Annotated in this window: 12 protein-coding genes; 11 read left to right on the top strand and 1 reads right to left on the bottom strand. The window is 64.8% G+C overall.

Annotated features, from left to right (window positions below; all coding sequences use genetic code 11):
• Positions 1–140 precede the first annotated feature (140 nt).
• The 7 genes from K289_RS0112635 to K289_RS0112600 all read left to right on the top strand — a co-directional run bounded on the left by K289_RS0112635 (position 141) and on the right by K289_RS0112600 (position 7784).
• Positions 141–620, top strand: a complete 480-nt coding sequence (locus K289_RS0112635; protein ID WP_027551845.1) for a DUF992 domain-containing protein — start codon at positions 141–143, stop codon at positions 618–620.
• Between the two features lie 231 nt (positions 621–851).
• Positions 852–2900 (top strand): elongation factor G, encoded by a 2049-nt coding sequence (locus tag K289_RS0112630; protein WP_027551844.1) that lies wholly within the window; start codon positions 852–854, stop codon positions 2898–2900.
• A 369-nt stretch (positions 2901–3269) separates the two neighbouring features.
• Positions 3270–3542 (top strand): helix-turn-helix domain-containing protein, encoded by a 273-nt coding sequence (locus K289_RS0112620; protein WP_027551843.1) that lies wholly within the window; start codon positions 3270–3272, stop codon positions 3540–3542.
• A 93-nt stretch (positions 3543–3635) separates the two neighbouring features.
• Positions 3636–5390, top strand: coding sequence for a SulP family inorganic anion transporter (locus tag K289_RS0112615; protein ID WP_027551842.1), 1755 nt, complete (start codon positions 3636–3638; stop codon positions 5388–5390).
• Between the two features lie 172 nt (positions 5391–5562).
• A complete protein-coding gene (locus tag K289_RS0112610; protein ID WP_027551841.1) occupies positions 5563–6396 on the top strand; it encodes a shikimate dehydrogenase in 834 nt (277 codons plus the stop codon).
• Between the two features lie 57 nt (positions 6397–6453).
• Entirely contained in the window at positions 6454–7080 is a 627-nt protein-coding gene (locus K289_RS0112605) for a hypothetical protein (protein WP_027551840.1), read from the top strand.
• 77 nt (positions 7081–7157) lie between these two features.
• Positions 7158–7784, top strand: coding sequence for a hypothetical protein (locus K289_RS0112600; RefSeq protein WP_027551839.1), 627 nt, complete (start codon positions 7158–7160; stop codon positions 7782–7784).
• Positions 7785–8085: 301 nt separating this feature from the next.
• On the opposite strand, the gene K289_RS0112595 is transcribed toward K289_RS0112600, so the two are convergent.
• Positions 8086–9222: an alpha-hydroxy acid oxidase gene (locus K289_RS0112595; protein ID WP_027551838.1), complete on the bottom strand. Its 1137-nt coding sequence runs from the start codon at positions 9220–9222 to the stop codon at positions 8086–8088.
• A 104-nt stretch (positions 9223–9326) separates the two neighbouring features.
• Here K289_RS0112595 and K289_RS51515 point away from each other — a divergent pair, with 104 nt between their 5' ends.
• From K289_RS51515 to K289_RS0112575, 4 genes are all read left to right on the top strand, one after another.
• Complete coding sequence (locus K289_RS51515; protein ID WP_198024694.1) at positions 9327–9494, top strand: hypothetical protein; 168 nt, start codon at positions 9327–9329, stop codon at positions 9492–9494.
• 221 nt (positions 9495–9715) lie between these two features.
• A complete protein-coding gene (glmM, locus tag K289_RS0112585) occupies positions 9716–11059 on the top strand; it encodes a phosphoglucosamine mutase (RefSeq protein ID WP_027551837.1) in 1344 nt (447 codons plus the stop codon).
• 97 nt (positions 11060–11156) lie between these two features.
• Positions 11157–12410: an MFS transporter gene (locus K289_RS0112580; RefSeq protein WP_027551836.1), complete on the top strand. Its 1254-nt coding sequence runs from the start codon at positions 11157–11159 to the stop codon at positions 12408–12410.
• 216 nt (positions 12411–12626) lie between these two features.
• Entirely contained in the window at positions 12627–13496 is an 870-nt protein-coding gene (locus tag K289_RS0112575; protein ID WP_027551835.1) for an outer membrane protein, read from the top strand.
• Positions 13497–13649 lie beyond the last annotated feature (153 nt).

The following is a 13649-nucleotide window of genomic DNA, read 5'->3' as shown; positions in this document are numbered from 1 at the left end:
GCATCCTGCGGGCCCTTTTGCTTTTACATTCTTTAACGCCCGCGCGATCTGGTACCACCGGAACGATTGTGGCATAGAACCTCGCGCGGCTTTGTGCCGCGCCCTCCATGCTTGCATCACCTCATCGCCGGAGACATTTCATGCGCCGCTCAATCTTCCTCGCCGGACTCGCTGTCGCGAGCCTCGTTGCCTCCGTCGCCGGCGCCAGCGCGCAGCAGCGGATGGTGCGGGTCGGCGTGCTCGAATGCCGCGGCGGCGCCAGCGTCGGCTTCGTGGTGGGATCGGTGACCAATCTCGGCTGCGTCCTGCGCGCCGACAGCGTACCTGACGATCGTTATGTCGCGACCATCCGTAAAGTCGGCCTCGACATCGGCATCACCCAGGAGACCGCGCTGGCCTGGGGCGTGTTCGCGCCGGTCGACCGTCTCGGCCCCGGCGATCTCTCCGGCAATTACGCGGGCGCGCAAGGCAGCGCGTCGGTCGGGGTCGGCTTAGGAGGCAATGTGCTCATTGGCGGCTCCAACAATTCGATCGCCCTTCAACCGCTTAGCGTGCAGGGCCAGGTCGGACTCAATGTCGCAGCCGGTCTGGAGAGCCTGGAACTGCGTCCGGGTCGCTAAGACTTGGTCAATTGTAGTTGAGACAGCGCCAGCAGAAGTTCATCTCTCCCGAAGGGAGAGGTGGAACACCCTGGGGCAATAGGTCGTACCTGATTCATCAGGCGCTAAGACTTGATCTGACTGACGACGCACCGCAGCGACGTTTGATGCTTGCCAAACCCGGATGACGGGCAGAGCATCAACGTTTGCCGACCCAATCACGGGCCGAGCTCCACACAAGGGAGGCGGCGAATGGGACAAGACGTCAGAAGTCCCCGAGGTCCACGGTGCATTGCACTGGTGGGCCCTTTCCAAAGCGGTAAAACCACTCTTCTTGAAGCGATATTGGCGCGAACGGGCGCAATCCCGCGCGCCGGCAGCGTCGACGCCGGAACTTCCGTCGGCGACGCCAGTGCCGAGGCCCGTCTTCACAAGATGACCGTCGGCCTTACTGCTGCCACCACGAGTTTCATGGGCGACAGCTACACCTTCCTCGATTGTCCCGGTTCCGTTGAGTTTGCCCACGACATGCGCGCCGCGCTGCCCGCGATCGACGCCGCGGTCGTGGTTTGCGAGGCCGACGAGAAGAAGCTGCCGCAGCTTCAGATCATCCTGCGCGAGCTGGAGGAGCTGAAGATTCCGCGTTTCCTGTTTCTCAACAAGATCGACCGTGCCAACAAGCGCATCCGCGAGACCCTCGCGACGCTCCAGCCCGCCTCCCGCGTGCCGCTGGTACTGCGCCAGATTCCGATCTGGAAGGACGAGCTGATCGAAGGCTTCGTCGATCTCGCGCTGGAGCGCGCGTTCGTCTATCGCGAGCACAAGGCGTCCGAGGTGGTCGCGCTCGAGGGCGGCGATCTCGATCGCGAGAAGGAAGCCCGCTTCTCGATGCTGGAGAAGCTCGCCGATCACGACGACGCGCTGATGGAGCAACTGCTCGAGGATATCCAGCCGCCGCGCGATGCGGTGTTCGACGACCTTGCCCGCGAATTGCGCGAAGGCCTGATCTGTCCCGTGCTGCTGGGCGCCGCCGCGCGCGAGAACGGCGTGCTGCGCCTGATGAAGGCGCTGCGCCACGAGGCGCCCGGCATCGCCGAGACCGCCAAGCGTCTCGGTGTGCCGGACACCAAGGACGCGCTCGGCTACGTCTTCAAGACGCTGCACTCCCAGCACGGCGGCAAGCTGTCGCTGACGCGGCTGATCGCCGGCCATCTCGATGACGGCGCCACGCTGCAATCCTCCTCGGGTGGTGCGAGCCGCATCTCCGGCATTCTCGCCGTCAATGGCGCCTACGACACCAAGCGCCCGTCGGCGGAAGCCGGTGACACGGTGGCGCTCGGCAAGCTCGATCCGGTCAAGACCGGCGACATGGTCTCGAGCGGAAAGACCCAGCCGACGGCGCTGGTCACCGCGGAGCCGACGCCGCCGGTGCTCGGAATGTCGATTGCGGCGACCGATCGCAAGGACGACGTCAAGCTCGGCCAGGCGCTGGCGCGGCTGCACGAGGAGGATCCCTCGCTCGTCATCGTGATGAACGCCCAGACCCACGACACGGTGCTGTGGGGGCAGGGCGAGATGCATCTGCGCGTCGAGGTCGAGCGGCTGCGCGACCGCTTCGGCGTCAACGTGAAATCGCATCCGCCCGCGATCGGCTATCAGGAGACCATCCGCAAGCCGATTACCCAGCGCGGCCGGCACAAGAAGCAGTCCGGCGGCCATGGGCAGTTCGGCGACGTCGTGCTCGACATCAGGCCGTTGCCGCGCGGCGACGGCTTCAAATTCGCCGAGAAGGTGGTCGGCGGCGCCGTGCCGCGCAACTACATCCCGGCGGTGGAAGAGGGCGTCGTCGACGGGCTCGCGCGCGGGCCGCTCGGCTTCCCCGTCACCGACGTGCAGGTGACGCTGACCGACGGCTCCTATCACAGCGTCGATTCCTCCGACCTGGCTTTCCGCACGGCGGCGCGGGTCGGGCTCAACGAAGGCCTGCCGCAATGCCAGCCGGTGTTGCTGGAGCCGATCCACGTCGTCGAGATCGTCTGCCCGACCGACGCCACCGCCAAGATCAACGCGATCCTGTCGGCGCGACGCGGGCAGATCCTCGGCTTCGACACCCGCGACGGTTGGAGCGGCTGGGATTGTGTGCGCGCCATGATGCCTGAAGCCGAGATCGGCGAGCTGATCGTGGAGCTGCGCTCGGCCACCGCCGGCGCCGGCAGCTTCACCCGTCAGTTCGACCACATGGCCGAGGTGACCGGGCGCGCCGCCGACCAGATCATCGCCGCGCATCAGCACGCGGCGTAATCCGTCAGGGACGCACGGTTCTCTCACTCCCTCTCCCCGTCCTTACGGGGAGAGGGTGGGGTGAGGGGCTGCCTCCACGAGTTCGGTCTGAATCGCAGATAGAATGCTCTCGATGGCCTCACGAGCCGGATGGACATTCGATCGTGGCAGCGAAGTGCCATGCCCCTCACCCGGATCGCACTGGACGATGCTTCGCATCGCCAGGCGCGATCCGACCTCTCGTTAAGATGCATCTCTCCTTCAAATACCCCGCTGACCAATTCATCGACGCCACCAAGCGGTCGCTTGCGTTTTCGCTCCAGATGATGTATTTTACATCATTGTATAGGCGTGAAATATCAATTATAATCTTTCACACGTGAGGCCAAGGTGATCACGTCATTTCAAATGCGGGCAGCCCGCGCGCTGCTCGGCATTGACCAGAAAACCCTGGCCGAGCTCGCCGGCGTTTCGCTGCCGACCATCCAGCGGATGGAGGCCAGCACCGGCAACGTGCGTGGCGTGGTCGAGACCTTGATCAAGGTGGTCGAGGCGTTCGAGCGGGCCGGCGTCGAACTGATCGGCGAACATGCGCGCAGCGACAGCGGTGGGCGTGGCGTTCGCCTCAAGGAGTCGGGGCCGCCGCGCCGGGTGGGAGCATGATCAGAACGACGGTCATGCTCGGAAATGAAATGAGCTAAATGCACCGTCGCGCCGGAGCACGCGGCCGCACGATGCAGCGGAGCGTTGCGGGGCATGAGCATTACCAGCGAGCGCGCAGGCGGACTGCGGCAGTTTCGTCAGCCGACCTTTACCGAACTGTACCTGCCGAAGCTCGTCACCGTCTGGCGTGAGGGCTATGGCCTTGCGGATTTCCGCGCCGATCTGTTCGCGGGCCTCACGGTGGCGATCGTGGCGCTGCCGCTGTCGATGGCGATCGCGATTGCCTCGGGCGTGACCCCCGACCGCGGCCTCTACACCGCGGTCGTCGGCGGCTTCATCGTCTCGCTGCTCGGCGGCAGCCGGTTCCAGATCGGTGGACCGGCCGGCGCCTTCATCGTGCTGGTCGCGGTGACCGCGGAGCGGCACGGCGTCGACGGCGTGATCCTCGCCACCATGATGGCGGGACTGTTCCTGATCGCCGCGGGTCTGCTGCGGGTCGGCACCTATATCAAGTTCATTCCCTATCCGGTGACGGTCGGCTTCACGGCCGGCATTGCCGTCATCATCTTTGCAAGCCAGCTCCGCGACCTCGGCGGGATCACGCTCTCGGCCAAGGAGCCCAGCGAGTTCGTCCCGAAGCTCGTCGCGCTCGCCGGGGGTCTGCACACTGTCAATCCGTCCGCCGTCGCCATCGCTGCGGTCAGCATTCTCGTCATCGCCGTGCTGCGGCGCTGGCGGCCGTCCTGGCCGGGCATCTTGATTGCGGTCGTCCTTGCGGCGGTGCTGAGCGCTGCATTGTCGCTGCCGGTCGAAACCATCGGCACGCGTTTCGGCGGGATACCGCGCGAATTGCCATCGCCCGCGCTTCCGGCTTTCTCGCTCGAGAAGGCGAAGGCGGTGCTGCCGGATGCGATCGCCTTCGCGCTGCTCGCCGCGATCGAGTCGCTGCTGTCGGCCGTGGTCGCCGACGGCATGACCGGACGCCGCCACCGCTCCAATTGCGAGCTGGTCGCACAAGGCGTCGCCAATATCGGCTCGGCGCTGTTCGGCGGCGTCTGCGTCACCGGCCTGATCGCGCGCACCGCCACCAATATCCGCGCCGGCGGGAGGAGCCCGCTCGCGGGCATGCTGCATTCCATCTTCCTGCTGCTGTTCATGCTGATCGCGGCGCCGCTCGCCAGCTACATCCCATTGGCCGCGCTCGCCGCGGTGCTGGTGGTGGTGGCCTGGACCATGGCGGAGAAGCAGGAGTTCGCAATCCTGCTGCGCTCCTCGTGGGGTGACGCCGTCGTGCTGCTCGCGACCTTCCTGCTCACGGTCTTTCGCGATCTCACCGAAGGCATTTTGGTCGGCTTCGCGCTCGGTGCGGTGCTGTTCATCCACCGCATGGCCGAGATGACCGGGATCGAGGAGCGCTCCCCACTGGTGCTCGCCGACCGTCCCGACGACGGCAATGGCGAGCGCGTGCCGTATGATTCCGCCCTCGCGGTCGATCGCGACGTACTGGTCTATCGCATCAGGGGTGCGTTCTTCTTCGGGGCGGCATCGGCGATCGGCAACGTGCTCGACGGCGTCGCCGACGCGCGCAAGGGCATCGTCGTCGATTTCGCTGCGGTCCCGTTCCTGGACTCCACCGCGGCGAACGTGCTGGGGCGTGTCGCCGCCAAGGCTCACCGCCAGGGCATCAGGCTGTTCGTCACCGGTGCCTCGCCAACGGTCCGCCGCGCGCTGCTCACCCATGGCGTGTTGCCGCCGCGCGCGCGTTACCGCGAGACGATCGAGCGCGCGATCGCCGACATCAAGGGGGCCTCGGCTCCTGCCGCGTCCGATGATGCTGTCCCCGCCTAGCGCCGCGTCCTTCTCAAGCCGGCGAATCTGATCGACACTGCCTCCGACCCATCACGGCGATGGGCGCCGCCCTGCGACGCGCCCGTGCTTGACAGGGCAGGCTGGACGCGAAATGGATCGCCACGAGACCAAAGGGAGGGACCATGCAGGCCTGCGGCTTGAGAGGACGATCGTGACCAAGGCGCCAGCGGCTTGCCTGATCGGATGGCCGGCGGCGCATTCGCGCTCGCCGCTGATCCATCATTACTGGCTGCGCACGCTCGGCATCGCCGGCGGATATATCATCGAGGCCGTCCCGCCCGAGGATCTGCGCGATTTCGTGCTGCGGCTGTCGCTGCGCGGCTTCGTCGGCGCCAACGTCACCATCCCGCACAAGGAGGACGTGCTGGCGCTGTCCACGCCCGATGCGCGCGCCAAAGCTGTCGGCGCGGCCAACACGCTGTGGTTCGAGGGCGGTGAGCTGCATTCGACCAACACCGATGTCGAGGGCTTCATCAACAATCTCGACGCCAGCGCGCCCGGTTGGGATAAGGCCGAGGAGGCCTTGGTGCTCGGCTCCGGCGGTTCCTCGCGCGCGGTCGTGTTCGGCCTGCTCGAACGCGGCGTCAGCCGTATCCACCTCGCCAATCGCACCATTGCGCGGGCCGAGGCGCTGGCGAAGCAGTTCGGGCCGAACGTGCATCCGATTCCCTGGGACGGGATCAACGATGTCCTGCCGCGGGCAAAATTGCTGGTGAACACGACCTCGCTCGGCATGCACGGCCAGCCTTCACTCAATGTTGATGTGTCACGTCTGCCGCAGACCGCCGTGGTCGCCGACCTCGTCTACGTTCCGCTGATCACGCCGCTGCTCGCGGGGGCGCAAGCACGCGGACTGAAGACTGCCGACGGGCTCGGCATGCTGCTGCATCAGGCCGTGCGCGGCTTCGAATTGTGGTTTGGCCAAAGGCCGCAGGTGACGGCGGAACTGCGCGCGCTGGTCGAGGCCGATCTCACAAAATCTTGAGAGAATAGCGGGCGATCTCCGGAGTTCTGTCCTCGTGGGGACAATCGGAGATCGTTCATGACTGTTCAACGTGTAACTCTTGCGCGCCCGCTTCTCGCTGTCGCGATGGTGGCCTTCTCAACTTTCTACGCGATCGCGCAAAAGGCGCCGGTGCCGACGCGCGTGCGCGGCACGATCGAAAGCGTCAATGGCGACGTGATGGACGTCAAGTCGCGCAGCGGCGAAGACGTCAAGCTCCGCATCGCATCCGACGTGAACGTGTCCGGCATCACCAAGATCGCGCTGTCCGACATCAAGGTCGGCTCCTTCGTTGGCGCGACCACCGTGCCGGGGCCGGACGGCGGCCAGAACGCCGTGGAAGTGCATGTGTTTCCGGAGAGCATGCGCGGCACCGGCGAAGGCTCGCGCCCCTACGACCTGAAGCCGAACTCCAGCATGACCAATGCGACGGTGGCCGAGAGCGTGGTCGGCAATGACGGCCATACGCTGCTCGTGAAATACAAGGACGGTGAGAAGAAGGTGTTCGTCGCCGACAACACGCCGGTCGTGACCTTCGTCCCCGGTGACAAAGCCGAACTGAAGGCCGGCGCCAAGATCGTTGCTTTCATGAAGCAGTTGCCGGACGGCTCGTTCGAGACCAACCGCGTCAGCGTCGGCCGCGATGGCCTGACACCGCCGATGTGATCGCGAGGCGGCGGAATAGCGGTGGTCTTGCGGGGTTGCCGTGATGGACCACCGCAACGTCCAGGAGAGACAAGGCCATGCCGAAGTTGACCAACCTGCTGCCACGCCTCGTCGTGGCCGCATTCGCCGTCTGTATTCTCGCTTCAACCACCACGGCGCAACAGCCGCCGTCGGTACGCATCCGCGGGACCATCGAGAGCGTCGACGGCAAGACGCTCGACATCAAGACGCGCGAAGGCAATGACGTGAAGGTGAACATGACCGACAACGTCGCCGTCTTCGCCGTCGTCAAGACCTCGCTGTCGGAGATCAAGGAAGGCTCCTACATCGGCGTCACCGGAATGCCGGAGCCCGACGGCACGCAGCGGGCGATCGCGGTGCACATCTTCCCCGAGAACCAGCGCGGTGCGGCCGAAGGCTTCCGTCCCTGGGATGCGCGCGCCAACTCCACCATGACGAATGCGACGGTGACGCAGACGGTGCAAGGCACCGAGGGGCAGATCATCCTGGTCAGGTACAAGGATGGCGAGAAGAAAGTGGTGGTGCCGCCGGACACGCCGATCGTCACCTTCGTCGCCAGCGACAAGTCCGAGATCAAGCCGGGCGCCAAGCTCATCATCTTCGGTGCGGCGAAGAAGGAGGACGGCTCGCTGGAGGCGAGCCGCGTGAATGTCGGCCGGGATGGGATCACGCCGCCGATGTGAGCGCGGGTAGACGGCGGTGCTTCGTCAGTGAGGGACGTGCCACCGTCTCACTCCCTCTCCCCGTTCTTACGGGGAGGGGTGAGGGGCCGTCTCCGCGAGTTCTGAATTGGATTGCGGGCAGAGTACCGCTCCGCGGCGTCGCGAGTCGGACGGATTTTCCAATTTGGTGACGGGGTGCCTTGCCCCTCACCCGGATCGCTGCGCGATCCGACCTCTCCCCGCTGAAGGGCGGGGAGAGGTTAAGACACGCTCGCTTGTCTGGGACGACGGCCCTTATTGCTGCTGCAACTCGCCCGACGCCTCACACCGCAATGATATGATCGTCGATCTCGTCAACCTTGTTGACGCCGCACAGGCCCATGGTCGTGAGCAGCTCCTTCTGGATGATGTCGATCGCCTTGGCGACGCCGGCCTGGCCGCCGGCACCGAGGCCATAGGCGTAGGCACGGCCGATCATGCAGGATTTTGCGCCGAGCGCGAGAGCGCGCATCACGTCCTGGCCGGAGCGGATGCCGCCGTCGAACATGATCTCCATCTTCGAGCCTACGGCATCGACGATTTCGGGCAGCACCTCGATCGAGGAGGGCGCGCCGTCGAGCTGCCGGCCGCCATGGTTGGACACGACCAGTGCCTGCGCGCCGGTCTTGGCGGCTTCCTCGGCGTCCTCGACGTCGAGGATGCCCTTGATGATGAGCTTGCCCGGCCAGATGCTGCGGACCCACTCGACGTCCTTCCAGCTCAACGACGTGTCGAACTGCGACGCCGTCCATTCGGCGAGGCGATTGAGGTCCTCGGTATTCTTCACGTGGCCGGCGATGTTGCCGAAGGTGCGGCGCTTGCCGCGCAGCACGCCGGAGACCCAGGCCGGCTTGCTGGCGAAATCCAGGAGCTTCGACAGCGACCATTCCGGGGGTACCGTCATGCCGTTCTTGATGTCGGCGTGGCGCTGGCCGATCACCTGGAGGTCGACGGTCAGGACCAGCGCGCTGCACTTTGCCGCGATCGCGCGCTGGATCAGATCCTTGATGAAGCCGCGGTCCTTCATCACGTAGAGCTGGAACCAGAACGGCTTCTCGACATTGGCGGCGATGTCCTCGATCGAGCAGATCGACATCGTCGACTGCGTGAACGGGATGCCGGCGGCCTGCGCGGCGCGGCAGGCGTGAATTTCGCCATCGCCATGCTGCATGCCCAACAGGCCCACCGGCGCGAGGATCAGCGGCATGGTCGACGGCTCGCCGAGAATCGTGGTCGAGGTGTCGCGCTTGGAGACGTCCACCAGGATGCGCTGGCGGAACTTGATCGCCTGCAAGTCCTCGCGATTGGCGCGCAGCGTTTCCTCGGCATAGGAGCCGCGGTCGCAATAGTCGAAGAACGCCTTCGGCACGCGGCGCTTATGCAGCGCGCGAAGATCGTCGATACAGGTGATGTGCTTCATAAACGTTCCCCCGGCCCGTCTTGCGTCAGAAGATTTAGGGGTCATCTAGCATGGTTGGATGCACAGCCAAATCGTTTGCCAAATCGTTTTGTGAGGAGGGCGCCATGAGCAGGCCCCGCGGTGAACCGACGCCAGAAGAGATCAAGGAGAAGCACCGCCTCGAAGAAGCGCTGGAAGAGGGTCTGGAAGAGACCTTCCCGGGCTCGGACCCCGTCAATGTCACCCAGCCGCCGCCGAGCCGGGACGATGGCCACGTCAAGCGCACGGACTAGCGGGCGGGTTCCATTCGGCGGCCGCATCTCAGCGGGAATTTCAATGTTAACAAATGGTTATCGGAGTACCGGCGCGGCCGGTTCCGTAACGATTAATCACATTTTTTGAAGCCAATTTAGCCCTGATGGCTTTATAAGGCAGAAAGCAGATCAGGGATGCGGGGCCCGTCCGGGCACCGATGGTTGTAGCGGGGATCCCTGATTGTTGCGTGGGGGATCATATGAGCCGCAAATATTTCGGGACGGACGGGATTCGGGGCCGCGCGAACGGATTGATCACGCCGGAGCTCGCGCTCAAGGTCGGTCAGGCTGCCGGACTTGCTTTTCAGCGCGGCGATCATCGCCATCGCGTCGTGATCGGCAAGGACACCCGCCTGTCCGGCTACATGATCGAATACGCGATGGTCGCGGGCTTCACCTCCGTCGGCATGGACGTGCTGCTGGTCGGCCCGATGCCGACGCCGGCGGTGGCGATGTTGACCAAGTCGATGCGCGCCGATCTCGGCGTGATGATCTCGGCCTCGCACAATCTGTTCGAGGACAACGGCATCAAGCTGTTCGGGCCGCAGGGCTTCAAGCTCTCCGACGACGTCGAGAAGCAGATCGAGCAGCTGCTCGACGAATCCCTCGACAAGAGGCTCGCACAAAGTGCGAGCTTGGGCCGCGCCCGCCGCATCGACGGCGTGCATGACCGCTACATCGAATTCGCCAAGCGCACGCTGCCGCGCGACCTGTCGCTGGACGGCCTGCGCGTCGTCGTCGATTGCGCCAACGGCGCCGCCTACAAGGTCGTGCCGGAAGCGCTGTGGGAGCTCGGTGCCGACGTCGTGCCGATCGGCGTCGAGCCGGACGGCTTCAACATCAACAAGGAATGCGGCTCGACCTCACCGGAAGCGCTGGCCAGGAAGGTGCGCGAGATGCGCGCCGATATCGGCATTGCGCTGGACGGCGACGCCGACCGCGTCATCCTGGTCGACGAGCGCGGCCATCTCGTCGACGGCGACCAGCTCCTCGCGGTGATCGCGCAGAGCTGGAAGGAGGACGGACGGCTGTCGCGGCCCGGCATCGTCGCGACCGTGATGTCCAATCTCGGGCTCGAGCGCTTCCTGAAAGGCCACGGGCTCGATCTCGTGCGCACGCCCGTCGGCGACCGCTACGTGCTCGAGCAGATGCTGAGCGGCGGCTACAATCTCGGCGGCGAGCAGTCCGGTCATATCATCCTGTCCGACTACGCCACCACCGGTGACGGCTTCGTCGCGGCATTGCAGGTGCTCGCGGTGGTGCAGAGGCTGCGCCGGCCCGTCTCCGAGGTTTGCCACCGCTTCGATCCGCTGCCGCAGATCCTCAAGAACGTCCGCTACAAGAGTGGCAAGCCGCTCGACGATTCCGACGTCAAATCGGCGATCTCCGACGGCGAGAAGCGGCTCAACGGCCACGGCCGTCTCCTGATCCGCTCCTCCGGCACCGAGCCGGTGATCCGCGTGATGGGCGAGGGCGAGGACCGCGTCCTGGTCGAGGATGTCGTCGACACCATCGTCTCCGCGCTCGGGCAGGCGGCGGCTTAAGCGCATCCCAGCCATCGGCGATTGGCGGTGGTTACGCCGCCGGAGGCATCGTAACTAGCGAGTGCGGCGGTTCGCCGCGCCCGCCGGGATGCCTCCCTTGAACAAGCCTGTCGTCGTCTCCGAGGAAACGCTGACTGAGCCCGTTGCCGTGGCCGGATTGGCGTCTGCTGTCCCCAAGCCGAGCGCGGGGCCGGCCTATGTCGTGCTCGCCGGCATCAGCTTCTCGCACTTCCTCAACGACACCATGCAGTCGCTGATCGCCTCGGTGTACCCGATCCTGAAGGACACCTACGCGCTCGACTTCACGCAGATCGGCATGATCACGCTGGCCTTCCAGTTCACGGCCTCGCTGCTTCAGCCGGTGGTCGGGCACTACACCGACAAGAGGGCGCAGCCCTATTCGCTCGCGATCGGCATGGCCTCGACCTTCTTCGGACTGCTGCTGCTCAGCGCCGCGCACCGATATCTCGTCATCCTCGTTGCGGCTGCGCTGGTCGGCCTCGGCTCCGCGGTGTTCCACCCGGAGTCCGCGCGCATCGCGCGGCTCGCCTCCGGCGGCCGCTACGGCTTCGCGCAATCGGTATTCCAGCTCGGCGGCAGTTTTGGCACCTCGATGGGACCGGTGCTGGCAGCGCTGATCGTGGTGCCGTTCGGGCAGGGCAGCATCGCCTGGTTCTCCTCGATCGCGTTCCTCGCGATTCTCATCCTCTGGCGCATCGGCCGCTGGTACGCGCCGCAGATCACCACGAAGAAGGTGGCCCCGGTGCACACCCAGCCCGGCGGGCCGAGCTCGCGCCGCGTTGCAGTCGCGCTTCTCGTGCTGGTGGCGCTCTTGTTTTCCAAGCAGCTCTACGTATCGAGCCTGTCGAGCTATTACATCTTCTATCTGATCGACCGCTTCGGCGTGTCGACGCAGGCGGCGCAGATCTATCTCTTCATCTTCCTCGCGGCGAACGCGGTCGGCGCTTTCTTCGGCGGACCGCTGGGCGATCGCTTCGGCCGCAAGATCGTGATCTGGATCTCGATCGTCGGCGCACTGCCGTTCACGCTGGCGCTGCCCCATGCAGGTCTCGCCGGCAGCGCGGTGCTCTCGGTGATCATCGGCCTCATCATCTCCTCGACGACCTCGTCAATCATCGTGTTCGCGCAGGAACTGGTGCCGCACCGCTTCGGCATGATCTCCGGCGTGTTCTTCGGCGTCGCCTTCGGCATCGGTGGCTTGGGGGCGGCCGCGCTCGGCAGGCTCGCCGATCACACCTCGATCGAGTTCGTCTACCAGGTCTGCGCCTACCTGCCGGCCATCGGGCTGCTCGCGGTGTTCCTGCCGAAACTGCCGCAGCACGCGCGCTGACGCCCTCTCTCGCTGCGCTCCGCTTTCATACCTTGTTAGCAATTGGGCGCCGCATTTCTGCAACGCTCACGCAGCACGCGCGTGTGCAGTGAGGAAAAATCAACCTTAAAAATTAGGGTTAAGTGGCGCTTAAGCATTTAGTGCCATCGTCCGGCTGTGAGTTTCCAGAACGTGAGGCCTGCGTATTTTGCCTCACCGGCCAAAAGGACGAAGCCAATGCGTAGCGTTAAGTCTTTCCTTGCCGCGGGTGCGGCAAGCCTGATCTCGTCGGTGGCGTTCGCCGCCGACATGCCGATCGCGGCACCTCCCATGTACGCGCCGGCTCCGCCCGCCGACTTCGGCGGCTGGTATCTGCGCGGCGACATCGGCTTCAGCAATCAGAGCGTCAAGAACATCCGCAAGTCGGACCCGACCGCCTATTCCCAGATCAGCACGCTCAACGAGACGACTGATTTCGATACGGCCGGAATCTTCGATGTCGGTGTCGGTTACCGCTTCAACAACTGGTTCCGGACAGACGTCACGGCTCAGTATCGGGGCAAGTCCAACTTCAAAGGCTCCGATGTCTTCACGGCCTCCGCCTACGGCGTCGCCTATAACGGCATCGACAACTACAACGCCAGCAAGTCGGAATTGCTGTTTCTGGCAAACGCCTATGTCGACCTGGGAACGTGGTGGTGTGTAACTCCGTTCATCGGTGCGGGCATCGGTGCATCGCGTGTCAATATTTCCGGCTTCACCGACAGCGGCGCCGTCAATCCTCTCGTGACTGCCGGTCCCGTCATCAACAACGGCACCTTTCCGGGCTTTGCGACTGCCGCCAGTGGATCGAAGTGGAATTTCGCCTGGGCGGCGCACGCCGGTCTGGCTTACAAGGTCAATCCGAGCCTGACCCTCGAACTCGCTTACAGCTACGTCGATCTCGGCAGCGGGACCACGGGCGTGATCTCAGACTTCACGGGCTTCTCGCGAGGCAATACCTTCAAGTTCAATGACATCACATCGCACGACCTCAAGCTCGGCGTACGCTGGGATCTGAGCAGCCCGCCGGTCTACGCGCCGCCGCCGCTCGTCACCAAGGGCTGATCGGCAGCTCGATCACTTTAAGGTTTCCTAACGGCGCGGGATCATCCCGCGCCGTTTCGCTTTGCGTATTTTTCATTGCTGGGCGGCAATTAATGCCGCTGCGCAACCATTGGTTAAGGTTAACGAGCGATGATCACCATCGAAAGTTCGAGT

The sequence above is a fragment of the Bradyrhizobium sp. Cp5.3 genome (assembly GCF_000426265.1).
GTDB classification, from domain to species: Bacteria; Pseudomonadota; Alphaproteobacteria; order Rhizobiales; family Xanthobacteraceae; genus Bradyrhizobium; species Bradyrhizobium neotropicale.
The sequence above is the reverse complement of the archived record's forward strand: the minus strand, read 5'-3'. Positions and strand labels throughout refer to the sequence as shown.

Excerpts from the sequence above, each read along its gene's own strand:
- K289_RS0112635 (WP_027551845.1), top strand. The coding sequence starts at position 141 with ATGCGCCGCTCAATCTTCCTCGCCGGACTCGCTGTCGCGAGCCTCGTT.
- K289_RS0112630 (WP_027551844.1), top strand. The coding sequence starts at position 852 with ATGGGACAAGACGTCAGAAGTCCCCGAGGTCCACGGTGCATTGCACTG.
- K289_RS0112615 (WP_027551842.1), top strand. The coding sequence starts at position 3,636 with ATGAGCATTACCAGCGAGCGCGCAGGCGGACTGCGGCAGTTTCGTCAG.
- K289_RS0112605 (WP_027551840.1), top strand. The coding sequence starts at position 6,454 with ATGACTGTTCAACGTGTAACTCTTGCGCGCCCGCTTCTCGCTGTCGCG.
- K289_RS0112600 (WP_027551839.1), top strand. The coding sequence starts at position 7,158 with ATGCCGAAGTTGACCAACCTGCTGCCACGCCTCGTCGTGGCCGCATTC.
- K289_RS0112595 (WP_027551838.1), bottom strand. The coding sequence starts at position 9,222 with ATGAAGCACATCACCTGTATCGACGATCTTCGCGCGCTGCATAAGCGC.
- K289_RS51515 (WP_198024694.1), top strand. The coding sequence starts at position 9,327 with ATGAGCAGGCCCCGCGGTGAACCGACGCCAGAAGAGATCAAGGAGAAG.
- glmM (WP_027551837.1), top strand. The coding sequence starts at position 9,716 with ATGAGCCGCAAATATTTCGGGACGGACGGGATTCGGGGCCGCGCGAAC.
- K289_RS0112575 (WP_027551835.1), top strand. The coding sequence starts at position 12,627 with ATGCGTAGCGTTAAGTCTTTCCTTGCCGCGGGTGCGGCAAGCCTGATC.